This window comes from Franconibacter daqui, assembly GCF_014644275.1.
Lineage (GTDB): Bacteria > Pseudomonadota > Gammaproteobacteria > Enterobacterales > Enterobacteriaceae > Franconibacter > Franconibacter pulveris.
This window is the reverse complement of the sequence record NZ_BMKJ01000005.1, coordinates 47899-69134: the sequence shown is the minus strand read 5'-3', so window position 1 is coordinate 69134 and position 21236 is coordinate 47899. Positions and strand designations below refer to the sequence as shown.

General features: G+C 59.0%; 21 protein-coding genes. 6 read left to right on the top strand and 15 right to left on the bottom strand.

Features of this window, described 5'->3' with window-relative positions; translation table 11 throughout:
* Window positions 1–112 precede the first annotated feature (112 nt).
* The 4 genes from IEX01_RS16010 (at window position 113) to IEX01_RS15995 (ending at window position 4752) form a co-directional block, all read left to right on the top strand.
* Window positions 113–1657: a PTS transporter subunit EIIC gene (locus IEX01_RS16010; RefSeq protein WP_024558742.1), complete on the top strand. Its 1545-nt coding sequence runs from the start codon at window positions 113–115 to the stop codon at window positions 1655–1657.
* Between the two features lie 12 nt (window positions 1658–1669).
* A complete protein-coding gene (locus IEX01_RS16005) occupies window positions 1670–3034 on the top strand; it encodes a 6-phospho-alpha-glucosidase (RefSeq protein WP_024558743.1) in 1365 nt (454 codons plus the stop codon).
* Between the two features lie 93 nt (window positions 3035–3127).
* On the top strand, window positions 3128–3976 hold the full coding sequence (sseA, locus tag IEX01_RS16000) for a 3-mercaptopyruvate sulfurtransferase (protein WP_024558744.1): 849 nt from the start codon (window positions 3128–3130) through the stop codon (window positions 3974–3976).
* Window positions 3976–4752 (top strand): MurR/RpiR family transcriptional regulator, encoded by a 777-nt coding sequence (locus tag IEX01_RS15995; RefSeq protein WP_024560291.1) that lies wholly within the window; start codon window positions 3976–3978, stop codon window positions 4750–4752. The genes sseA and IEX01_RS15995 overlap by 1 nt, the downstream gene beginning before the upstream one ends.
* Window positions 4753–4785: 33 nt before the next feature.
* On the opposite strand, the gene IEX01_RS15990 is transcribed toward IEX01_RS15995, so the two are convergent.
* From IEX01_RS15990 to trmJ, 12 genes are all read right to left on the bottom strand, one after another.
* A complete protein-coding gene (locus tag IEX01_RS15990) occupies window positions 4786–6903 on the bottom strand; it encodes a M48 family metallopeptidase (RefSeq protein ID WP_188724163.1) in 2118 nt (705 codons plus the stop codon).
* Between the two features lie 466 nt (window positions 6904–7369).
* On the bottom strand, window positions 7370–8146 hold the full coding sequence (gene sseB / locus IEX01_RS15985; RefSeq protein WP_024558747.1) for an enhanced serine sensitivity protein SseB: 777 nt from the start codon (window positions 8144–8146) through the stop codon (window positions 7370–7372).
* 105 nt (window positions 8147–8251) lie between these two features.
* Entirely contained in the window at window positions 8252–9538 is a 1287-nt protein-coding gene (gene pepB / locus IEX01_RS15980; protein ID WP_024558748.1) for an aminopeptidase PepB, read from the bottom strand.
* Window positions 9539–9605: 67 nt separating this feature from the next.
* Window positions 9606–9806, bottom strand: coding sequence for a Fe-S cluster assembly protein IscX (iscX, locus tag IEX01_RS15975; protein ID WP_024558749.1), 201 nt, complete (start codon window positions 9804–9806; stop codon window positions 9606–9608).
* Between the two features lie 11 nt (window positions 9807–9817).
* Window positions 9818–10153, bottom strand: coding sequence for an ISC system 2Fe-2S type ferredoxin (gene fdx, locus IEX01_RS15970; RefSeq protein WP_024558750.1), 336 nt, complete (start codon window positions 10151–10153; stop codon window positions 9818–9820).
* Window position 10154: 1 nt separating this feature from the next.
* The gene (gene hscA, locus IEX01_RS15965; protein ID WP_188724162.1) at window positions 10155–12005 is read right to left on the bottom strand and encodes a Fe-S protein assembly chaperone HscA; all 1851 of its coding nucleotides are present in this window, start codon (window positions 12003–12005) and stop codon (window positions 10155–10157) included.
* 15 nt (window positions 12006–12020) lie between these two features.
* Window positions 12021–12536, bottom strand: coding sequence for a co-chaperone HscB (hscB, locus tag IEX01_RS15960; protein ID WP_024560287.1), 516 nt, complete (start codon window positions 12534–12536; stop codon window positions 12021–12023).
* An 80-nt stretch (window positions 12537–12616) separates the two neighbouring features.
* Window positions 12617–12940, bottom strand: a complete 324-nt coding sequence (iscA, locus tag IEX01_RS15955) for an iron-sulfur cluster assembly protein IscA (protein ID WP_024558753.1) — start codon at window positions 12938–12940, stop codon at window positions 12617–12619.
* 13 nt (window positions 12941–12953) lie between these two features.
* A complete protein-coding gene (gene iscU / locus IEX01_RS15950) occupies window positions 12954–13337 on the bottom strand; it encodes a Fe-S cluster assembly scaffold IscU (RefSeq protein ID WP_024558754.1) in 384 nt (127 codons plus the stop codon).
* A 26-nt stretch (window positions 13338–13363) separates the two neighbouring features.
* A complete protein-coding gene (gene iscS, locus IEX01_RS15945) occupies window positions 13364–14578 on the bottom strand; it encodes a cysteine desulfurase (protein WP_024558755.1) in 1215 nt (404 codons plus the stop codon).
* A 122-nt stretch (window positions 14579–14700) separates the two neighbouring features.
* Window positions 14701–15189, bottom strand: coding sequence for a Fe-S cluster assembly transcriptional regulator IscR (gene iscR, locus IEX01_RS15940; protein ID WP_024558756.1), 489 nt, complete (start codon window positions 15187–15189; stop codon window positions 14701–14703).
* A gap of 126 nt (window positions 15190–15315) precedes the next feature.
* Window positions 15316–16050, bottom strand: coding sequence for a tRNA (cytosine(32)/uridine(32)-2'-O)-methyltransferase TrmJ (trmJ, locus tag IEX01_RS15935; protein ID WP_024558757.1), 735 nt, complete (start codon window positions 16048–16050; stop codon window positions 15316–15318).
* A gap of 121 nt (window positions 16051–16171) precedes the next feature.
* On the opposite strand from trmJ, the gene suhB reads away from it, so the two are divergent.
* Window positions 16172–16975 (top strand): inositol-1-monophosphatase, encoded by an 804-nt coding sequence (gene suhB, locus IEX01_RS15930; protein ID WP_024558758.1) that lies wholly within the window; start codon window positions 16172–16174, stop codon window positions 16973–16975.
* A gap of 92 nt (window positions 16976–17067) precedes the next feature.
* Here the strand turns inward: suhB and IEX01_RS15925 are convergent, their stop codons facing one another.
* Together IEX01_RS15925 and IEX01_RS15920 are read right to left on the bottom strand one after the other, a co-directional pair.
* On the bottom strand, window positions 17068–18042 hold the full coding sequence (locus IEX01_RS15925; protein WP_188724161.1) for a nickel/cobalt transporter: 975 nt from the start codon (window positions 18040–18042) through the stop codon (window positions 17068–17070).
* Window positions 18033–18680 (bottom strand): DUF1007 family protein, encoded by a 648-nt coding sequence (locus IEX01_RS15920; RefSeq protein ID WP_373289691.1) that lies wholly within the window; start codon window positions 18678–18680, stop codon window positions 18033–18035. Before IEX01_RS15920 ends, IEX01_RS15925 begins: the two co-directional genes overlap by 10 nt.
* A 124-nt stretch (window positions 18681–18804) precedes the next feature.
* On the opposite strand from IEX01_RS15920, the gene csiE reads away from it, so the two are divergent.
* Entirely contained in the window at window positions 18805–20088 is a 1284-nt protein-coding gene (gene csiE, locus IEX01_RS15915) for a stationary phase inducible protein CsiE (protein ID WP_188724160.1), read from the top strand.
* Here the strand turns inward: csiE and IEX01_RS15910 are convergent.
* Window positions 20085–21224, bottom strand: coding sequence for a 3-phenylpropionate MFS transporter (locus IEX01_RS15910; RefSeq protein ID WP_024561716.1), 1140 nt, complete (start codon window positions 21222–21224; stop codon window positions 20085–20087). The two genes, csiE and IEX01_RS15910, sit on opposite strands and share 4 nt — an antisense overlap.
* Window positions 21225–21236: the final 12 nt, after the last annotated feature.

Here is a 21236-nt window from a genome sequence, read left to right as displayed (position 1 = left end):
CATTTGTTTTTAAAACAAAGAGATAGCTGGAAAGGCCCCAGCATGGAATGTACTTTTAACGGCGTACCTTTAGCAATTACGGTTTAGCCCACTATAAAAAAGAGAGTGCTGAATGAAACGAGCCGTGAACGCCCTACAAAACTTCGGCAAGTCGCTGTACGGACCGGTGCTGATTTTACCCATCGTCGGTCTGTTTATCGCTTTCGGCAACGTGCTGGGAAACGGCAACCTTGCTGATTACCTGCCCTTCCTCGGTCACCCTGCCATTCAGAACATTGGTCAACTGATCGCGAAATCGGCGGTCTCCGTGCTGGCGAACCTGGCGCTGGTTTTCGCCGTCGGCATCCCCATAGGGCTGGCGGCGCGGGATAAAGGCTACGCGGCGCTGATTGGGCTGGTCACCTTTGTGGTCTTTATTAACGCCATGAGCGTTACGCTTGCGATGCAGGGCGAACTGGCGCCTGCCGACCAGATGCGCGCGGCGGGCCAGAGCATGGTGCTGGGCGTACAGGTGCTGGAGATGGGCGTTTTTGCCGGCATTCTGACCGGCGCGCTTTCCGGCTATCTCTATAACCGCTACTCCAGCGTGCAGTTTTCCGGTGCGATGGCCATTTACTCCGGCCACTGTTTTGTCGCCATCATCATGCTGCCGGTCTCGATGGTGCTTGGGGTGATAATGAGCGAACTGTGGCCTTTCGCCCAGCACGGCATCAGCGCGATGGCGCTCGCCATTAAAGGCGCCGGACCGTTTGGCGTGGCGGTGTATGGTTTCCTTGAGCGCATTCTGGTACCGACCGGCCTGCATCACCTGGTCTATACCCCGTTTCTTTATACCGAGCTTGGCGGCACGCAGGAGGTATGCGGCACCGTCTATCAGGGCGCGCGCAATATTTACTTCGCCGAAATGGCCTGCCCAACCGTTACGCAGCTAAGCAGCACGGTGGTATGGGACGCCCGCGGCATCAGCAAAATGTTCGGCCTGCCCGCTGCGGCGCTTGCCATGTATATGACGGCGAAACCCGAACGCAAGGCGGCGGCCAAAGCCATTCTCATCCCGGCGGCGCTCACGTCGATGCTGGTAGGCGTCACCGAGCCTATCGAGTTCTCTTTCCTGTTTATCGCGCCGCTGCTTTTTGTGGTGCACGCGGTGCTGACAGGCCTCGGCATGATGCTGTTTTACCTGCTCGGCGTTCACGCCATCGGCGCTAACGGCATTATCGATTTTATTCTCTATAACCTGCCGCTTGGCACCGCCAAATCAAACTGGCCGATGTATATCCTGGTGGGCCTGATCATGGCGACGCTGTACTTCGTGATTTTCCGCTTTCTCATCCGCCGCTTCGACATGAAAACCCCGGGGCGTGAAGAAGAAGACCAGGAGACGCGCCTGTACAGTAAGCAGGAGTACCAGGCGAAAGGCGCCAACGAGGGCCTTGGCGAAGCGATTATCGAAGGTCTGGGCGGCCGGACAAATATTGAAGTGGTGGACAACTGTTATACCCGCCTGCGCGTCACGGTGCGCGACGTCGCCGCTATCGATGAGCCTCGTCTGAAAGCAACCGGCGCCAAAGGGGTGATTAAGCAAGGCAATAACGTTCAGGTGGTCTACGGACTGCATGTGAAAAAGATGCGTGAAGCAGTCGAAATGTTTCTCTGACAGGAGCTTATGATGTTGAAACCTCCCTTTATTTTATCCATCGCCGGCGGCGGCAGCACCTATACGCCAGGCATTGTGAAAAGCCTGATGGTGCGCTTAAGCGATTTTCCGCTCGCCGAGATCCGTCTCTATGACATCGACAGCGCGCGCCAGGAGACCATCGCGCCGGTGGTGGAAAAGGTTATCCGCGACCACAGCCAGACCATAAAATTCACCACCACCAGCGACCCGGAAGTGGCGTTCAGCGGCGCGCATTTCGTATTCGCTCAGATGCGCGTGGGCCAGTACAAGATGCGCGAGCAGGATGAAAAGATCCCGCTGCGCCACGGCGTGGTGGGCCAGGAGACCTGCGGTCCCGGCGGGCTGGCATATGGCTTGCGCACCATTCTGCCGATGGTAGAGCTTATCGATCTGGTTGAGCGCTACGCCGATGACAAGGCCTGGATTGTGAACTACTCCAACCCGGCAGCGATTGTCGCTGAAGGGGTGCGCCGCCTTCGCCCGCACGCCCGCGTGCTCAACATCTGCGATATGCCCGTCGCGGCGATGCGCAATATGGGGGCGATCCTGGGCGTCGATCGTCATAAACTGGAGGTGGATTATTTCGGCCTGAACCACTTCGGCTGGTTTACCCGCGTGATGGTAGATGGCGAAGACCGGTTACCGGAGCTGCGTCGCCACATTGCGAAATTCGGCCTGCTGACCGAAGACGCGGCGCAAACGGACCCGCAACATTCCGATCCGTCCTGGGTGAAGACCTGGCGCAACATCAAGCCGATTATGGACCACTTCCCGGATTACCTGCCGAACCCTTATCTGCAGTACTACCTGATGCCAAACGACATCGTCGAGCATCAGGACCCGAACTACACCCGCGCCAATGAAGTGATGAACGGCCGTGAGAAAAAGCTCTTCGCCGCCGCGCAGGAGTATAAGCGCACCGGCGTGTTGCCGGATGCGTTCCATGTGGGCGTACACGGCGCGTTTATCGTGGATGTCGCCTGCTCGCTCGCCTTCGACTTACGTCAACGCCACCTGGTCATCGTCGAGAACAAAGGCGCTATCGCCAACCTGCCTTACGACGCGATGGTGGAAGTGCCCGCTTACATCACCGCCGCCGGGCCGGAACCTGTGCGTATGGGCGCGGTGCCGCTGTTCCACCAGACGCTGCTGATGCAGCAACTCGCTTCAGAACAGCTGCTGGTGGAAGCCACCATTGAAGGCAGTTACGAAAAAGCGCTCCAGGCGTTTACACTTAACCGTACTGTTCCCACGATGCAGCACGCCAGAGCGATTCTCGATGAGATGATCGACGCGAACCGCGACTACTGGCCGGCGCTGCAAAAAGCCTGGCGGAACGGGGAGGCGGCGCAATAATTTCGAGCCAGCTCGCGACATGAAAGTGGTGTCCTTGTGGTCCGGCGGAAAAGCGCTGACAATCCGTTTCTCAGTTTTGACACGGAGAAAACCATGTCCACCACTTTCTTTGTCGCGGGCGACTGGCTCGCAGAGCATATCGACGATCCGGAAATCCAGATCCTCGACGCCCGTATGGCGCCCGCAGGTCAGGAGCATCTGCGCAATATGGCTGAAGAGTACCGCGCGGGCCATATTCCCGGCGCGGTCTTTTTTGATATTGAAGCCCTCTCCGATCACACCACCTCCCTGCCCCACATGATGCCGCGCCCGGAAACGTTCGCGGTGGCGATGCGCGAGCTGGGCGTCAGCAGCGATAAACACCTGGTGGTCTATGACGAAGGCAACCTCTTCTCCGCGCCGCGCGCCTGGTGGATGCTGCGCGCTTTTGGCGTGCAGAACGTGTCGATTCTGGCGGGCGGGCTGGCGGAGTGGCAGCGCGACGGTTATCCGCTTATTGAAGGCGAGGTCAGCCTGCCGGAAGGCGACTTCGAGGTGAAGTTTGACGACTCGCTGATAAAGCGCCTGCCGGAAGTCTTGCTGGCGAGCCATGAAAAAACCGCGCAACTGGTCGACGCACGTCCCGCCGCACGCTTTAACGCCGAAGCGGACGAACCGCGCCCCGGCCTGAAACGCGGCCATATTCCCGGCGCGCTGAACGTGCCCTGGACCGACTTAGTGATTAAAGGGCAGTTAAAAACCACTGACGAGTTACAGGAGGTGTTTAACCGCCAGGGGGTTAATCTGACGCAGCCCATTATCGCCAGCTGCGGCTCCGGCGTAACCGCGGCGGTGGTGATGCTGGCGCTCGCCACGCTCGGGGTGGAAGAGGTTAAACTTTACGACGGCTCCTGGAGCGAATGGGGCGCGCGCAACGACCTGCCCATCGAACCGGCGCAATAATGGACAGCCGCCTTGCGCCGCTGCTGACGCGCGGGGAGTCGTTGACGCGCGCGGAGTATCGCGTTTTGTCGCACCTGACCGGCCACCCTTTACTGGTAGGCAAGGTCACGGTGCGCGAACTGGCGCAGGCGACATACGTCTCCACCGCCACCATTATGCGTTTGTGCCAGAAGCTCGGTTTTAGCGGCTACAGCGAGCTTATCTGGCACTGCAAGCAACTGCTTTCCGCCTCGCCGCATATCGCCAGTGAAGCGCCCGCCGCGCAGAGCGACGCGGTGCCCGCGCTGTTTGAACGTTTCCTCAGCAATTACCGGCGCACCTTTCAGTGGGTGACGCCGGAAAAAATGGCGCTGTTTTCGCAGCTGCTGCGTGAGAAAGAACATTTCTTTCTCTACGGCGCCGGTTTTTCCTGGCTTTTCGCCGAGTACCTGACCAAAAAGCTGCAGGTGCTGGGCAAGACGGCGTTTATTTCTGGTCCGGGCGACAGCCGGGCAATTTTTCTCAGCAACGCTTCCCGGTATGAAGTGTTTATCGCCGTTTCCCGCAGCGGCGAAACCGAGCAGGTGCTGGATAAAGCCCGCATTGCGCAAAACGTGGGTATGAAAGTGGTGGCCTTTACCCGCGCCTCGCCCAACAGCCTGGCGGCGATGGCCGACCTGCATTTCGCCCTTTATGACGAAGGGATCCATTTCGCGGCGCAAGCGGACGGCATTACCTCGTTTGAGTCCAACCTGGTGCTGCTTATCGATCTGCTTTTGCTGCAGGCGATGGCGTAATGGCGCGGCACACTGGCCGCGCCGAAGGGAGCATTACTTAAAGTTGTTCAGCGCCTCGCGAGCGTGAATCGCGTTCAGGTTGCGGATGAACAGCTCCAGCAGCGTTTCAGTAGAATAGGCCTTTTTATCTTCGCCTTTCAGCTTGCCTATCCAGGTAAACATCAGTTGGTTTTTGCTGCGCTGCACCCGGGTGCGGTTTTTCCACCAGCCGCCCACGGCGCGCGGCAGTTCATAACCTTGCTTGCAAATGAGCGTCACGGTGATGGTGTCGTTCATGTTCTGCACCTTGAAATCCTCTATCGCGTTAAGCGGGATATCGGCGGTGAACTGGCGACAGCGTAGCGCTTGCGGCGTCAGGGTCAGGAACGGCGTATGGCGCTTACGCCACTGTTGCCAGAGCGACCAGCACGCCAGCAGTCCCAGCGCGCCCATGGCCGCGCCGCCAGCCAGCATATTCAGGTTAGGTTCGCCCAGATAGTTGAAGCCAAGCTGGGTGAGCAGAATAAACGACGCGACGAACAGAATAATCGCCAAAAAGCCGCCGACGACATAGACCTTGTTGCCGGTATACAACGTGACTGATTCGCCCGCCTGCTCCACCACTTCTTCCAGTTCGCGACGGAACGCTTCGCGATGCTGCGTGGCCTTGCCATCCAGCTCACGGGTCATTTGCGCCGCCATCGCCGCGGCCTGAGGCAGAAGCGGCGTCAGGCTCTGCCAGGCATCCTCAGCCGGACGGGTAGCCTGCGCCAGCAGCGAGGCGTCCAGCGGGCAGCCCAGCGTTTCGATGCGCTTGCGGCTCGGCGGGTGGCTGTCGGTCGGGTGCGCCGTTTCGCTCTCAAGATAGTGCTGCGGGTCGCTAAAGCCGTTGACCCGCAGATCGTCAATCACGTTTTCCACCAGGTTGTCGCTCTGCAGCTTGCCGTTAAAGAAAGCCTCGAAGACGCGATTCTGCGCTTCGCCAATAGCGGAGATACGCAGCAGCGAAGCGGCAAGCGCGCGGGGAGAGCTGGCGCGGGCGCCGACGGCGTCGGCTTCATGCTCGCGGATGCGGCTCCAGTGGCTTACCGTTTCGTGAAGCTGCTGAATGAACTGAATGCCGATGTGCAGCGAAGGATAAAGAATGACATGGTCCAGCACGGGCGCGTTGCGCTGGTTAAGCACCATGGTTTCAATACTGTGGCTGATGCCCGCATAGAGCGGCGCAAAGCGCAGGCTGTAGAGCGTGTCCTGGCCTGCAAAATGGCCCAGCTCGTGCCCGACGACGGCGCTCAGTTCGTCTTTATCCATGAGCGCCGCCCAGGTCAGCGGGAAGTAAAGCGTCTGCCCTTTCAGCAGCGGGCCCTCTTCCAGCTGTACGGGGTTAGCCGTCACATAAAAGCCCTCCAGCAGACCGACCACGATATTATCCGGCACGATAGCGCCAAGACGCTGCGCCAGCGACTCCACCCACTGCCACAGCGCTGGCGCCTGCTCACGGGTCAGGTTATGACCCGCCACCTCGTGCGGCTCCGGCTGGAACAAAGTAAAACACTGCTTCAGGCTGCCAAGGCTCTTGTAGAGCACCCACAAAATACCGAACAGCACCATAAGCGCGAAAAACATCACTTTGATGCCGCCCGCGTTCATTTTGAAATGGGTGCCGAACCAGAGCGTTTCGTAAACCACAGCGCAGAAGAAAGCCAGCCCGCAGATAACAATCTGCGAGACCATCAGCCACGGCAGCAGTTTGCGGCAGCGGTCGAAAGCGCGCACCAGGTCGTCCTGAGAGCGCTTCGCCACTTTTACGCTGCGCCGACACAGAGCAAGCGCGCCGGCATTGAGCACAATGCACAACAGCGCCAGGCCTACGGCCAGGTCCGCCAGTTTGCTTTGCAGTTGGGCCAGCATAATTTCCCTGGCGTACTGGTTTTGCAGTTGGCGTTCATTCGTGATGAGCTCTTTCGCCGGCATGCGATAGTTTTCGCCGTCAGCGGCGAATTCCACCACCGCATTGCTGTCCTTTTGCAACGCCTCGTTCGCCGTCTGGATCAGGGCGTTTGAAAAATCGACGCGTCCGGTAATGTCGCTTACCCGGTAGTGCTGCCAGAGGCCATAGCAGGCAATCAGCAGCGGCACCAAAAAGAGATAGATAAGGCTCTTCCTGTTCATCGTAATATCCGTTTTCCTTGTTTTAGCCATAGAGGGCGAGCGCCTTGCCCGCGCCGTTAACCACGCCTGCCGCCTGGCAGACGCATTGAGACCACGGCCCTCTCAGGGGCCTGTGGGTTAAAATCAGGTTTTCAGTAACGCTCTAACGTTTCCAGAGGCCCGCCTTGCCGTTAACGTTACGCGGCGCGTTTCTCAACAGGCCAATAAATGTGAACAGCATTCACGCGTTAAAACGCGCTGGATAACGGCGATGCCGTTGCGCAAGCGCAAGCTAAGGTATGCCAGTCCCTGCTGCGCCCCGGTTGCGGGCGCTAAACTAAACAGCGAAACAGGAGGGACTCAGCAGCGGGCAAGCTTAGCAAAGAGAGGATGAACAGGGGCCTACCAGAATTTGTCTTGATGAAGAGAATAAATAACGGCGCCATGGCGGGAAATAAAAAGGCGGCAATGTCTGCCGCCCCGGAAATTAAATAATACGGTTTTGTTTAAAGTCGCGCAGGAAACTGCCCCAGCGGCGTTCATAAAACGGCGTAATATGGGCAATCATAAAATGACTTATTCCCTTCTCGCCCTCTTTGACCTGGCATATATCCACCGGCTCATCGCCTGGCAGCGTATCCATCGCCACGCTGCCCGCGGCGCGGATCACCGGATCGATATCGCCCTCCGCCTCGATGCCAATGAGCAGGTTCGGCTGTTCATCCGCCTGCTCTTTGATAGAACAGAGAAATGCCCGTTTCACCGTTTTCATCTCTTTAAAGAGCGTGGTGAGCGAATCAATCATCTGCGCCGGCGGCTCGTTGACCTCCGAGAGCAGCAGCGAAACACCGCCTTCGAGCACTTCCTGGCTGCTGACTGCATCACCTTCCTTGCTGATAAGATGGCTGATTTCACGCGGCGTAAACTCTTTGCCGGTTGGAAGCTTCGCGTTCAGAAAGAGCGCTTCGCCAAGGGTCATTTCAAAAAGCTGGCGCGCAGGCATCATGACAAACGCCTGCTGGTAATCCACCGCCTGCTGCATGGCTTCAAGCGAGGTGAAAAACGGAATAACGGACGCGCCGTCTTCTTTTTCCCAGTGCTGCAAATCCACCGCGCTGTCGGCATCGATGGCCTCGCCCTGCGCCGCTTCGCCCGGCACCCAGACGGTGGAGTCCAGCAGGACGCGGAAAAATGCGGGCCGGTGCGCGGGTTCAGTGGCCGCTTTTTCCAGCAGGGTCTCAAGTTCGTTTTTGGTTTCGGACATAAGGTTTAAATCGTCTGTTTATTAACGGCGAGGGGTCATGCCTCTCGCCACAGGAATAGCGGCATTTTCCGCAGCGGGTCAGCGCAACGCCGCCCGCCTGGAACGTTACTCTGCGGTCAGCAGGTTCGCCAGCGTGCGCACGCCGATGCCGGTGGCGCCAGCCGCCCACTGCTCTACCGCAGCCTTACGGTAAGTGGCGGAGCAGTCGATATGCAGCCAGCCCTGCTGATAATTTTCAACAAAATGCGACAGGAAACCCGCCGCCGTGCTGGCGCCCGCCGGGTAAGCGCCGCCCGCCGTGTTGTTCAGCTCGGCGAAGTTGGAAGGCAGCTGGCTGCGATGGAACTCCGCCAGCGGCAGGCGCCAGAAGGCTTCGTTTTCAGCGTTCGCGCTCTCCAGCAGGCGAGCCGCCAGCGCGTCGTCAAAGCTAAACAGCGCGTGGTAATCGTTGCCGAGCGCAGTTTTCGCCGCGCCCGTCAGCGTGGCGCAGTCGATGATAAGCTCCGGCTTCTGGGCTGAGGCGTCGATAAGCCCGTCCGCCAGCACCAGGCGGCCTTCGGCGTCAGTATTCATCACCTCAACGGTTTTGCCGTTGCGGTAGGTGATGATATCGCCCAGGCGGAAAGCGTTGCCGCTGATCATGTTGTCCGCGCAGCAGAGGATCAGCTTCACGCGCTTGTTAAGGCCGCGGGTGATAGCGAAAGCCAGCGAGCCGGTCACCAGCGCCGCGCCGCCCATGTCCGACTTCATCGAATCCATAAAGGCGGTCTGCTTGATGCTATAGCCGCCGGAGTCAAACGTAATGCCTTTACCCACGAGGCAAGCGTAAACCGGCGCGCTCTTGTCCCCTGTCGGGTTGAAGTCGAGCGTCAGCAGCACCGGCGGGCGCTCTGAACCACGGCCTACGGTATGCAGGCCAAGGTAGTTCTGCTCGCGCAGATCCTCGCCTTTGGTAATGCGATAAGTCACGCGCTCGCCGCCAACGTCCGCCAGCAGATCGACCGCGCGCTGCGCCAGCTGCTCCGGCCCCACCTCTTCTGCCGGGGCGTTGATAACATCGCGCACCCAGTCGATGATTTTCAGGCGGCTGGTAAGCTCCTGCTGCTGGGCGTCGTCAAGCTTCGCCCAGCTCACCGTACGCTTGCCTTTCGGCCCGCGATAGCCCATCCAGAAGGCCCAGCTTTTCTCCACGTCCCAGCCTTCGCCGGCCAGTTCCACGTGCTTCAGCCCCTGGCCGTCGATTTTACGCCCCGCGCGCTGGATAAGCGCAAGGTCGTCCTTGCCGGTCAGATGCAGGGTAATGCCTTCGTTGTTGATGCTGTAAGCGGCTTTTTCACCCCAGCGGGCGTCGGCGGGAGTGGTGGAAAGGGTGATTTTCATGGCTTCGGTCATCTTATTGTCCTTATAGTCGGCTCATGGTTAAAACGTAAAAACGGGCCGCCAGAGGCAGCCCGTTTCGTTATTCTGCTTCGTCCAGCCAGACCAGCAGTATCGCTTCGAGGATTTTTTCGTTAGACGCGTTCGGATCGTCATCGAAATCCTCAAGCTCGCAGATCCACTGATGCATATCGGTGAAACGCACAGTCTTCGGATCGGTATCCGGGCGGCTGTCGTACAGCGCCTCGCCGATTTCGCGGCTGTCGGTCCATTTCAGTCCCATACTACCCCCGGTTAGTGCTCGCGAGCATGGTTGATAGTGTAACGCGGCATTTCGACCACCAGATCTTCATCGGTGACGCGCGCCTGGCAGCTCAGGCGGCTTTCCGGCTCAAGCCCCCAGGCTTTATCCAGCATGTCGTCTTCGTCTTCGCTGCTTTCCGGCAACGAGTCGAAACCTTCGCGCACGATGCAGTGGCAGGTGGTGCAGGCGCACGATTTTTCGCAGGCGTGCTCAATGTCTATGCCGTTGCGCAGCGCAACGTCAAGAATGGTTTCACCGCTCTTCGCTTCCAGAACTGCGCCATCGGGACAGAGATCCTGATGAGGCAGAAAAACAATCTTTGGCATATTAAACCTCGTCCACGGAGTGGCCTTTCAACGCTTTACGGATAGAAGCATCCATACGGCGAGCGGCAAACTCCTGGGTTTGTTTGTCTGTATTTTTAATGGCGTGTTCAATGGCGTCGGCATCATCGCCAAGGGCGGCGGCGCGAAGTGCCGCTACCGCCTCGTCAACCGCCTGACGCTCCGCGGCGCTTAACAGCGCGGCGTCGGTTTTCAGCGCCCCTTCCAGGCTTTCCAGCACGCGGGCGGCTTCCACTTTCTGCTCGGCCAGCATGCGCGCTTTCACGTCCTGCTCGGCAAAATTCATGGAATCCTGAATCATGGCGGCGATTTCACCGTCGGTCAGACCGTAAGAAGGCTTCACCTGAATAGACGCTTCCACGCCGGTGGATTTTTCCATCGCGGTGACGCTCAGCAGGCCGTCGGCGTCCACCTGGAAGGTGACGCGGATATGCGCGCCGCCTGCCGGCATCGCGGGAATGCCGCGCAGCGTAAAGCGCGCCAGCGATCGACAATCCTGCACCAGCTCGCGCTCGCCCTGCATGACGTGGATAGCCATGGCGGTCTGCCCGTCTTTAAAAGTAGTGAACTCCTGAGCGCGGGCGACCGGGATGGTGGTGTTGCGCGGAATGACTTTTTCCACCAGACCGCCCATGGTCTCAAGACCGAGCGACAGCGGAATCACGTCCAGCAGCAGCATTTCACTGTCCGGCTTGTTGCCGACCAGGATATCCGCCTGAATCGCCGCGCCGATAGCGACCACTTTGTCCGGGTCGATGGAGGTCAGCGGCGTGCGGCCGAAAAACTCGCCCACGCGCTCGCGCACCAGCGGCACACGGGTGGAGCCGCCCACCATTACCGCTTCCAGCACCTCTTGTGCCTCTACGCCCGCGTCTTTCAGCGCGCGGCGGCAGGCCAGCAGCGTGCGTTTCACCAGCGGCGCGATAAGCGCGTTGAACTGCTCGCGGGTGACGCTGCCCCGCCAGCCCGCCACCTCGACCTCTGCGGTTTCGGCGTCGCTCAGGGCGATTTTCGCCGCGATGGCGACGTCGAGAAGCTGACGCTGGAGACGGTTGTCGGTACGGTCCGTGAGGCCCGCCTGTTCGCGAATGAAATCCGCCAGCAGGTGGTCGAAGTCGTCGCCGCCGAGCGCGGAATCACCGCCGGTCGCCAGCACCTCAAACACCCCGCGGCTTAAGCGCAAGATAGAGATATCAAACGTGCCGCCGCCAAGATCGTAAACCGCGATCACCCCTTCCTGCCCCGAATCGAGGCCATAGGCGATGGCCGCAGCGGTAGGTTCGTTTAGCAGGCGCAGCACATGCAGCCCGGCGAGGCGGGCGGCGTCTTTGGTGCCCTGGCGCTGGGCGTCGTCAAAATAAGCGGGAACGGTGATCACTACGCCGTCAAGCTCGCCCGCCAGCGCTTCGCGCGCGCGTTCAGCCAGCGCTTTGAGGATATCGGCAGAGACGCGCACCGGATTCAGCAGCCCGGCAGGCGTGTTGATCATCGGCAGGCCGTTTTCGCTTGCCGTTAAGTGGTACGGCAGATGGGGGTAGCGTGCCTGAATATCAGCAAGGGAGCGGCCCATCATGCGCTTAACGGAGCTGATGGTGTTGACCGGGTCGCTGGCGGCTTGCGCGCGCGCTTCCCAGCCCACGGTGTGGCCCTGGTGCTGATAATGCACAACGGAGGGCAGCAGATGGCGGCCTTCGTGGTCCGCCAGGGTTTCGGTTTGCCCACTGCGAACCGTCGCCACCAGCGAGTTGGTGGTGCCAAGGTCGATGCCCGCCGCAAGCTTACGCTGGTGCGGCGCGCTACTCATGCCCGGCTCACTGATTTGTAATAAGGCCATGTTGAGCTTCCAGAATTAAAAATCGAGCAGCTTTTCTTCGAGTTGTTCTGACTGGCTTTGCAGTTTATCGAGAAAACGGAGTTTGCGCACGGTGTCCGCCGCCTGCGTCCACGCTTCGCTGTCCAGCTCCGCCACCATCTGCTGATGGCGGGTGTTGTACATGCCTTTCACCCGCTGCATGAACGACTCGAGACGCTCGGTATCTTTCGCCTGCTCAATCTCATCCAGCTCTTCGCGCAGCTCCAGCTGTTCCATCAGGAATGCCGTATCACGCACGGTGTGCTGCTCGCTTGCCAGGTCGAAGCCGTGAAGCGAAAGCAGATATTCAGCGCGGGTCAGCGGGTGGCGCAGCGTTTGCCAGGCCTGATTGATGGTGGCGGATTGCGAGAGGGCCGCCAGTTGCTCGGCTTGCGGACGGCTGGCGTATTTATCGGGATGATACTGACGTTGCAGCTCCTGGTAACGCGCCGCCAGTTGTTCACTGTCGAGCGCAAAGCCAGGCTGCAACCCAAAGAGGGTGAAGTAATCCATAACGGTCTCGGGGTCAGCGTGGTAAAGCAATGCCCCACGCGCCCGGTCGGGCGGTGGGGTCATCAGGGCGGGTCGTGGTATCAGACGTTGAAACTTTCGCCGCAGCCGCACTCATCTTTTACGTTCGGGTTAGTAAACTTAAACCCTTCGTTGAGGCCTTCTTTAACGAAGTCCAGCTGAGTGCCGTTGAGGAATTGCAGGCTTTTGCCATCGACAACCACTTTTACGCCTTTGTCTTCGAACACCTGGTCTTCCGGCTGGGGTTCATCAACAAATTCCAGCACATAGGCCATGCCAGAGCAGCCAGACGTGCGCACGCCAAGACGCAGGCCAAACCCTTTACCGCGGTTGGCAAGGAAGGCATTCACACGCGCGGCGGCGGAATCGCTAAGGGTAATCGACATACTACAACCTCAATTATTTGGCTTGTTTGCTTTTGTAATCCGCAATCGCGGCTTTAATGGCGTCTTCCGCAAGAATAGAGCAGTGAATTTTCACTGGCGGAAGCTCAAGCTCCTCGGCGATGTCGGTGTTCTTGATAGCCTGCGCTTCGTCCAGGGATTTGCCCTTCACCCACTCGGTGATAAGGGAGCTGGAAGCAATAGCGGAGCCGCAGCCGTAGGTCTTAAAGCGCGCGTCTTCAATGATACCCTCATTGTTGACTTTGATCTGCAGCTTCATCACGTCGCCGCAGGCCGGCGCGCCGACCATGCCGCTACCGACGCTTTCGTCGTTGTTGTCAAAAGAACCGACGTTGCGCGGATTCTCGTAGTGATCGATAACTTTTTCGCTGTATGCCATGTTTTATTTCTCCCGTCGGATACCGATTAATGATGCGCCCATTCGATGCTGTTCAGGTCCACGCCCTGCTTGAACATTTCCCACAGCGGAGAAAGGTCGCGCAGACGGCCGATGGATTTACGAACCAGCTCGATGGTGTAATCAATTTCTTCTTCGGTAGTAAAACGACCTAAAGAGAAACGGATAGAGCTATGGGCCAGCTCGTCGTTCATGCCCAGCGCGCGCAGCACGTAGGACGGCTCCAGGCTCGCCGAGGTACAGGCGGAACCGGAAGAGACGGCCAGGTCTTTCAGCGCCATGATCAGCGACTCGCCTTCCACGTAGTTAAAGCTCACGTTCAGAATGGTCGGTACGCCCTGCTCGAGGTCGCCGTTCAGGTAAACTTCTTCGATATCTTTAATGCCGTTCCACAGACGGTTACGCAGACCGCGCAGGCGCGCCATCTCGCTTTCCAGCTCTTCTTTGGCGATGCGGTAAGCTTCGCCCATGCCGACAATCTGGTGAACAGGCAGGGTGCCGGAACGCATGCCGCGCTCGTGACCGCCGCCGTGCATCTGCGCTTCGATGCGAATGCGCGGCTTACGGCGAACGTAGAGCGCGCCGATGCCTTTCGGGCCATAAATTTTGTGAGCGGAGAAGGACATCAAATCCACTTTCAGCTGGCTCAGGTCGATAGGCAGTTTGCCCACGCTCTGGGTCGCGTCCACATGGTAGATGATGCCGCGCGCGCGGCACATTTCGCCGATGGTGGCGATATCCTGCACCACGCCGATTTCGTTGTTCACGTGCATGATGGAGACCAGAATGGTGTCGTCGCGCATCGCCGCTTCGAGCTCTTTGAGATCGATAATGCCGTTGCTCTGCGGGGCGAGGTAGGTCACTTCAAACCCTTCGCGCTCCAGCTGGCGGCACGTGTCCAGCACCGCTTTGTGCTCGGTCTTGCTGGTGATGATGTGCTTGCCTTTCTTCTGATAGAAATTGGCCGCACCTTTGATAGCCAGGTTGTCAGATTCCGTCGCGCCAGAGGTGAAGACAATCTCACGCGGGTCTGCGCCAACCAGGTCGGCAATGTGGTTACGGGCGATATCAACCGCCTCTTCCGCCTGCCAGCCAAAGCGGTGAGAACGGGACGCCGGGTTACCGAACGTGCCGTCCATCGTCAAAAACTGCATCATCTTCTCGGCGACGCGCGGGTCAACCGGCGTGGTCGCGGAGTAGTCGAGGTAAATCGGTAATTTCATTGCTCTTATGCTCCGTACATCTCAATACGTAAACCCGGCGGCTGGCTGGATAAAAGCCGATACCGACGGAGTGTTCGGACACCCCGGCCGGGTTCTGAATACCTGTAGTTTTTTTAACTTACTTACGCACGCAGTTTGACGTCGATGGCGTCCTGAGCGCGGGTCGGGCGATGGGCATCGTTATGCTGACGGTCAGAAACGTCCAGCACTTCCTGGTTATTCACCAGTTCACCTAAGGTGATGTTGTTCAGAAAACCGGTCAGACGGTCGCTGAGGTCGCGCCACAGCGCGTGGGTCAGGCACTTGTCGCCGCCCTGGCAGCCGCCTTTGCCCTGACAACGGGTCGCGTCGACAGATTCGTCAACGGCGCTAATCACTTCGCCGACGGCGATGCTGCTTGCGTCTTTACCAAGCAGATAACCGCCGCCCGGACCGCGTACGCTGGCCACCAGGCCATTTTTGCGCAGACGGGAAAACAGCTGCTCCAGATAGGACAGGGAGATGCCCTGACGCTCGGAAATATCAGCCAACGGAACCGGGCCCGCTTCGGAGTTAAGTGCAACGTCCAGCATTGCGGTCACGGCATAGCGCCCTTTTGATGTCAGTCTCATGTCTTACTTAACCTCAAACACGCCCCTCGAAGCGGGGGATTATTGTCATATGGGTGTTGCATAGCAGGCGCAAGTCTGACATTCCCGAGTAATTTGGTCAACTATTTACCCTGGTATTTTACTCAACTATTCCGGCTTCGCTTTATCGCCATTTTCAATGGAGGCAAGAATGCCGCGCAGAATGTTAAGTTCCTGACTTTCCGGGCGTGCGCGGGTAAACAGGCGACGCAATTTGTTCATCACCTGACCGGGGTGGTTAGCGCGAATAAAGCCGGTTTTCAGCAGCACTTGCTCCAGGTGGCCGTAAAAACGCTCCAGATCGTCAACTAACGGGTATGGCGTTTCTTCGTGTTCCGCCGCCGCGTTTTCCTGAGTAGCAAGCCAGGCCATGCGTACTTCATAAGCGATGACCTGCACCGCCATGGCGAGGTTAAGCGAGCTGTATTCCGGGTTAGCGGCAATGGCGACGTGATAATGGCATTTCTGCAACTCTTCGTTGGTCAGCCCCACGCGTTCGCGGCCAAACACCAGCGCCACCGGCGCGTGCTGGCTTTCTGAAATGCTCTTAAGGCCGCATTCGCGCGGGTCGAGCATCGGCCAGGGGAGCGTGCGGGAGCGCGCGCTAGTGCCCACCACCAGGCTACAGCCGGAAAGCGCTTCATCAAGCGTGTCTACAATCGTTGCATTGCCGATGACGTCGCTGGCGCCTGCGGCGAGCGCGATGGCCTGGGAGTCCGGCTTCACCAGCGGGTTAACCAGCCAGAGGTTGGTCAGGCCCATGGTTTTCATGGCGCGGGCGACCGAGCCCATGTTGCCGGTATGAGAGGTCTCCACCAGCACGATACGAATATTTTCCAGCATAGCGATTCTGTACGAATAAAGAATATTGGGACATCCTATCATAAACCTGAGACATAATCCGAACCCTCTGCTATACTCCGCGCCGTTTTCCCGTTCTTTAACATCCAGTGAGAGAAACCTGATGCATCCGATGCTCAACATCGCCGTGCGTGCTGCGCGCAAGGCCGGAAACTTTATCGCCAAAAACTACGAAACCCCGGACGCCGTAGAAACCAGCCAGAAAGGCAGCAATGATTTCGTTACCAACATCGATAAAGGCGCAGAACGCGTAATTATCGACACCATTCGCCAGTCCTATCCGCAACACACCATCATCACCGAAGAAAGCGGTGAACACGCCGGCACCGAGCAGGATATTCAATGGGTTATCGATCCGCTGGATGGCACCACCAACTTCGTTAAGCGTCTGCCACATTTCGCGGTCTCCATCGCCGTGCGCATTAAAGGCCGTACCGAAGTCGCTGTGGTTTACGACCCGATGCGCAACGAACTTTTCACCGCGGTACGCGGCCAGGGCGCCCAGCTCAACGGCTACCGTCTGCGCGGCGGCAGCGCGCGCGACCTCGACGGCACCATTCTGGCGACCGGCTTCCCGTTCAAAGCCAAGCAGCATGCGCCGGCTTATATGAACATCGTCACTAAACTCTTTACCCAGTGCGCCGATTTCCGCCGCACCGGTTCCGCTGCGCTGGACCTGGCTTACGTTGCTGCCGGTCGCGTGGATGGTTATTTCGAAATCGGCCTGAAGCCGTGGGATTTCGCCGCCGGCGAACTGCTGGTGCGTGAAGCGGGCGGCCTGGTGTGCGATTTCACCGGCGGCCACAACTACATGAGCTCCGGCAACATCGTTGCAGGCAACCCGCGCGTAGTGAAAGCGCTGCTGGCGGGCATGCGCGAAGAGCTGAGCGAAGCGCTGAAGCGTTAATTCCGTTTCAGGCGATTTTCCGCTTAAACGAAAAGGCAGGTCCGCGGAAGCGGCCTGCCTTTTTTGTTGCCTGAAAAACGGCGGGGAAACCGTTAAAACGGCCGCAGCCCCTGCCCTGGCGGCTGCGCGCTCATGCACATTACCAGCGCGGCGAAAACCAGCGCCACGCCGCCCGCCAGGGCAAGCGTCGCCCATCCGGTCTGACGCCACAGCGGCGGCGCGCCGCCGCCAAGCCGCACCGCAAGCTGGCGAAAACTATGCACAAACAGCGCGATAGCCGAGATAGTCAGCGACGTGCCCGCCGCCATCGCCAGCGCCGCCGCAACCCCCCAGCCAAACACGCCGATCACCTTGCTGAACAGCAGCACCATAATCGCGCCGGAACAGGGATGCATGCCCATCGAGAGCACGACCATCAACCTCGCGCGCCAGTCATCGGCGCGCTCCAGCTGGTTTGGCGAAGGAAGGTGCTGATGCCCGCAACCGCAGGTCTCGCTGTGCACATGATGGGGCGTGAAAGCGTTGAACGTTGGCTTACGCAGCAGCCCGCGTAGCCGCTTAACCGCTCGCCAGCAGAGCATCGCGCCAAGCCCCCCGACCAGCAGATAGCTCCCCTTCTCCAGCCAGTAACTGCCCAGATGAAGTTGTCGCGCCGGGAGCGCGAGAAGCGTCAGCACCACGACGACCAGCCCTATCGCCACCAGTCCCTGTAAAAGCGACGAGGCGAGGGTTAAACCGAGGCTGCGTTTCAGGCGCGAAGGATGGGTGGCAAGCCAGGTGGTGATAACGATTTTGCCATGCCCCGGCCCCAGCGCATGCAGCACGCCGTAAAGAAAACTGAAAGCCAGCAGCGAAACGCCCGCCCGCGACGGGTTTTGCGCTACCTGCTGCAACAGCCCGCTCAGCTCGCGGTTCACGCTGCGCTGCCAGAGGGCGCTTTCCATCATCACCTGCGGCCATGCCCGCCATAGCCAGAAGCCGCCCGCTAGCATCAGCAGAAGAAAGAGCGCCAGCGGCCAGAGGTGTGCCCAGCGGCGTTTTTTTCCAGAAGTCGCCATCACTGACATTGCAGCGTCACCTGCTGGGCGAACTGTTTGCCGAGCGCCATCTCTTCCGGCGGGGCGTCCGCTTTATCGAGCGACAGCGCGAAAGCCTGCACGGCGGCGTCCGGTTTCGGCGTTTTCACGGCGACCTTGCAGGCGCCCTTCAGTTCATCCGGCAAAAGCACCTCGTTATCGTTTTCATAGCTCATGTCGACAAAATAGCTGGGATCGAAAGTTGAGAACAGGTAGCGTTGCCCGGCAAGCGGCTGAGGACGCGCCAGCGGCAAGGTAAACTCAAGCACCGCCTGGTGCCCTTCGCGTGACAAACTGTAGGCGGAAGGCCGGGCGGCGAATTTTACTTTCTCACCGTTATGCCAGAATTCCGTGAAATAATGTTGCGTCAGCACGTTCGCCATCACCTCCGCCGCCAGCCGTTTCCAGACCGGTGAGTCCGGTTTCGCTTCTCCGGCGTCATACAATAAGTCTGCTGAAGTGATTTCATCCATCATCCAGCGCATTTGCAGCGCAGTAATCTGGCCCTGCCCGGCAATAATTTGCGTTTTCATAGAGATAAAGCTGTGCGGGTGCGCCAGGGCTGGCTCAGCCGAAAGCATGACCAGTAAACACATCGTTATGAATAAGCGGTGTAATATTTTCTTCATGATCCCCTCTGGCGAAAAATTCTGTGAGCCAGCCAGAATTCCGCGATGAAACTTTCCGCTGTCCATAACAGCGAAAAATCCTTTGGCTATCCTTAGCAGTAAAATGACCCACTGGACTAAACGGATGATGACTCTTCTCGCCCCACCACCATCTGTGCTTTCCAGTCCGCAGCGCCGCTGCCAGGTATTATTGATGCTTTACCTGCCGGGACAAACTGTGACGCCCGAAATCGTAGGCCGCGTCAACGGTGTGGATGGCGCCATCGCCCGCCAGGATATTGCTGAAACCAGCGACGAAATCCAGCGTTACCACCGGCTTAACATCATCACCCAGCAAGACGGCAGCTACCGGATAGAAGGCACCGCGTTAGATCGCAGGCTCTGTCTGCTGCACTGGCTGCGCCGGGCGCTTCGTTTGTGCCCGGACTTTGTTCAGCACAACTTTACCCCTGCGCTGAAAAGCGAGCTCAGACAGCACGGCATCGCGAAGGCGCTGTATGACGATACGAATTTACATGCGCTCGTCAACCTTTGTGCCCGCAGGCTGAATCGCCAGTTTGAAACGCGCGACCGCGAATTCCTGCGCCTTTATCTGCAATATTGCCTGGTCCAGCACCATTACGGGCAAACGCCGGAGTTTTCGGAGCCGCAGTTGATGTGGATGCGCATGCGCGCCGAATATCTGGCGGCGCAGGAGATCGTGCGCCACTGGCAGCGCCGCGTGGCGCAGGCGCCCCATATTAACGAGCACTGTTTTCTGGCGCTGCTGTTTATGATGCTGCGCACGCCCGATCCGCTGCGCGACTGCCACCCGCAGGATTTGCGGCTGCGCGAAGCGATTACGGGCATGATAGCCCGTTTTCGCGAACTTTCCGGCATGGCGTTCAGCGACGAACAAGGTCTGGCGGACCAGCTTTACGTGCATCTTTGCCAGGCGCTCGATCGCAGTCTGTTCGGCATCGGTATCGATAATACGTTGCCTGAAGAGATAACCCGGCTTTATCCACGCCTGATGCGCACCACGCGCAATGCGTTTTCGACGTTTGAAGAAGAATATGGCGTGACGTTTTCAGATGAAGAGGTCGGGCTGGTGGCGGTGATTTTCGGCGCCTGGCTGATGCAGGAGAGCGATCTGCAGGAGAAGCAGGTATTGCTGCTGACCGGCAATAACGAGGCGCTGGAGATGGAGCTTGAGCAACAGCTGCGCGAACTTACCCTGCTGCCGCTTAATATTAAAAGGCTGACGCTCCACGCCTTCCAGCAGGAGGGCGCGCCTAAAGAGGTCGCGCTTATCGTCACGCCTTACACCACTTCGCTGCCGCTTTTCTCGCCGCCGCTGATCCACGCCGCTGAAATGCCGCTCGGCGACCATCAGCGGCAGCGTATCCGCGAACTTTTAGAACATTAAGCGCGCGCTGCCACTTTCGGGCGCAGAACGAGAGCCGGCAGCGCCACCAGCGCCATTACCCAGAATACCCCGCCCTGTAAATGCTGGTAGAGGTAGCCTGCAAACATGGTCATCACCGCGATACCGCCGCCCATCGCCACGGCGGAGTACACCGCCTGCAGGCGAATAACCTCGCCGCCCTGGCGCGCTGAGATATAGCGCATCGCCGCCAGGTGGCAAATTGTGAAGCTGCCGCAGTGCAGAATTTGCGCGACGATAAGCCACGGCAGCGCGGTGGTCCAGCCCATCAGCGACCAGCGGATAATGCCCAACACGCCGGAGATAAGCAGCAGGTCGCGGGCGCTCAGACGGCTGAATAGCTTTTTACTCAGCGCGAAGATGACAATCTCCGCCACCACGCCAAGCGACCACAAATAGCCCACCACAGAAGCGGAATAGCCCGCGCCCTGCCAGTAGATGGCGCTGAAGCCGTAATAGGCGGCGTGCGCCCCCTGCAACAGCGACACGCAGGCGAGAAAACGCCAGCTTTCGCCAATCAACCTGCGCCACGCCTGCCAGCCCGCCGTCTCCTGCACGCGCGCTTCTCCTTGCGGCATCACCGAAGGGCGCAACAGCATGCCGATAAGCATGGAAGCGATGCCGATAGTTAACAGCGCCAGAATAGCCTGCGCGTCAAACAGGCTGACCAGCTTGCCGGTCAGCGCCGAACCGATAACAAACGCCAGCGACCCCCACAGGCGCACGCGGCCATAATCCATGGTTATCTGGCGCTGCCATGTACCGGCGAGCGCGTCGGTGAGCGGCACCAGCGGCGAGAAAAAGAGGTTGAAGCCGACCATCACCAGCAGCAGCCAGGCGGTGGCATGCCCCAGCCAGAAGCCGACCGCGAAAAGCAGCGTCAGCATCGCCAGTACCCGCAAGGCAAATACCAGCCGGGCGGGGTCTTTTACCCGCGGCGCCAGCAGCAGGCTGCCAAGAAAACGGGCGATTAACCCTGAGCCAAGCAGCAGACCGATGGTTTCGGGGGGCAGCCCTACCCCCTTCAGCCACAGGCTCCAGAAGGGCAAAAAGATGCCGTAGCTGAAAAAGTAAGTGAAATAGCTAAGCGCAAGCCAGCGCGTTGAGTGCAAAACCATGAGTCCCTCCCG

Coding starts and splice junctions, on each gene's coding strand:
- IEX01_RS16005 (WP_024558743.1), top strand. CDS start 1,670: ATGTTGAAACCTCCCTTTATTTTATCCATCGCCGGCGGCGGCAGCACC.
- iscA (WP_024558753.1), bottom strand. CDS start 12,940: ATGTCGATTACCCTTAGCGATTCCGCCGCCGCGCGTGTGAATGCCTTC.
- IEX01_RS15990 (WP_188724163.1), bottom strand. CDS start 6,903: ATGAACAGGAAGAGCCTTATCTATCTCTTTTTGGTGCCGCTGCTGATT.
- iscX (WP_024558749.1), bottom strand. CDS start 9,806: ATGGGACTGAAATGGACCGACAGCCGCGAAATCGGCGAGGCGCTGTAC.
- iscS (WP_024558755.1), bottom strand. CDS start 14,578: ATGAAATTACCGATTTACCTCGACTACTCCGCGACCACGCCGGTTGAC.
- trmJ (WP_024558757.1), bottom strand. CDS start 16,050: ATGCTGGAAAATATTCGTATCGTGCTGGTGGAGACCTCTCATACCGGC.
- sseB (WP_024558747.1), bottom strand. CDS start 8,146: ATGTCCGAAACCAAAAACGAACTTGAGACCCTGCTGGAAAAAGCGGCC.
- sseA (WP_024558744.1), top strand. CDS start 3,128: ATGTCCACCACTTTCTTTGTCGCGGGCGACTGGCTCGCAGAGCATATC.
- suhB (WP_024558758.1), top strand. CDS start 16,172: ATGCATCCGATGCTCAACATCGCCGTGCGTGCTGCGCGCAAGGCCGGA.
- fdx (WP_024558750.1), bottom strand. CDS start 10,153: ATGCCAAAGATTGTTTTTCTGCCTCATCAGGATCTCTGTCCCGATGGC.
- iscR (WP_024558756.1), bottom strand. CDS start 15,189: ATGAGACTGACATCAAAAGGGCGCTATGCCGTGACCGCAATGCTGGAC.
- hscA (WP_188724162.1), bottom strand. CDS start 12,005: ATGGCCTTATTACAAATCAGTGAGCCGGGCATGAGTAGCGCGCCGCAC.
- IEX01_RS15925 (WP_188724161.1), bottom strand. CDS start 18,042: ATGTCAGTGATGGCGACTTCTGGAAAAAAACGCCGCTGGGCACACCTC.
- csiE (WP_188724160.1), top strand. CDS start 18,805: ATGATGACTCTTCTCGCCCCACCACCATCTGTGCTTTCCAGTCCGCAG.
- pepB (WP_024558748.1), bottom strand. CDS start 9,538: ATGACCGAAGCCATGAAAATCACCCTTTCCACCACTCCCGCCGACGCC.
- iscU (WP_024558754.1), bottom strand. CDS start 13,337: ATGGCATACAGCGAAAAAGTTATCGATCACTACGAGAATCCGCGCAAC.
- hscB (WP_024560287.1), bottom strand. CDS start 12,536: ATGGATTACTTCACCCTCTTTGGGTTGCAGCCTGGCTTTGCGCTCGAC.
- IEX01_RS15920 (WP_373289691.1), bottom strand. CDS start 18,680: ATGAAGAAAATATTACACCGCTTATTCATAACGATGTGTTTACTGGTC.
- IEX01_RS16010 (WP_024558742.1), top strand. CDS start 113: ATGAAACGAGCCGTGAACGCCCTACAAAACTTCGGCAAGTCGCTGTAC.
- IEX01_RS15910 (WP_024561716.1), bottom strand. CDS start 21,224: ATGGTTTTGCACTCAACGCGCTGGCTTGCGCTTAGCTATTTCACTTAC.
- IEX01_RS15995 (WP_024560291.1), top strand. CDS start 3,976: ATGGACAGCCGCCTTGCGCCGCTGCTGACGCGCGGGGAGTCGTTGACG.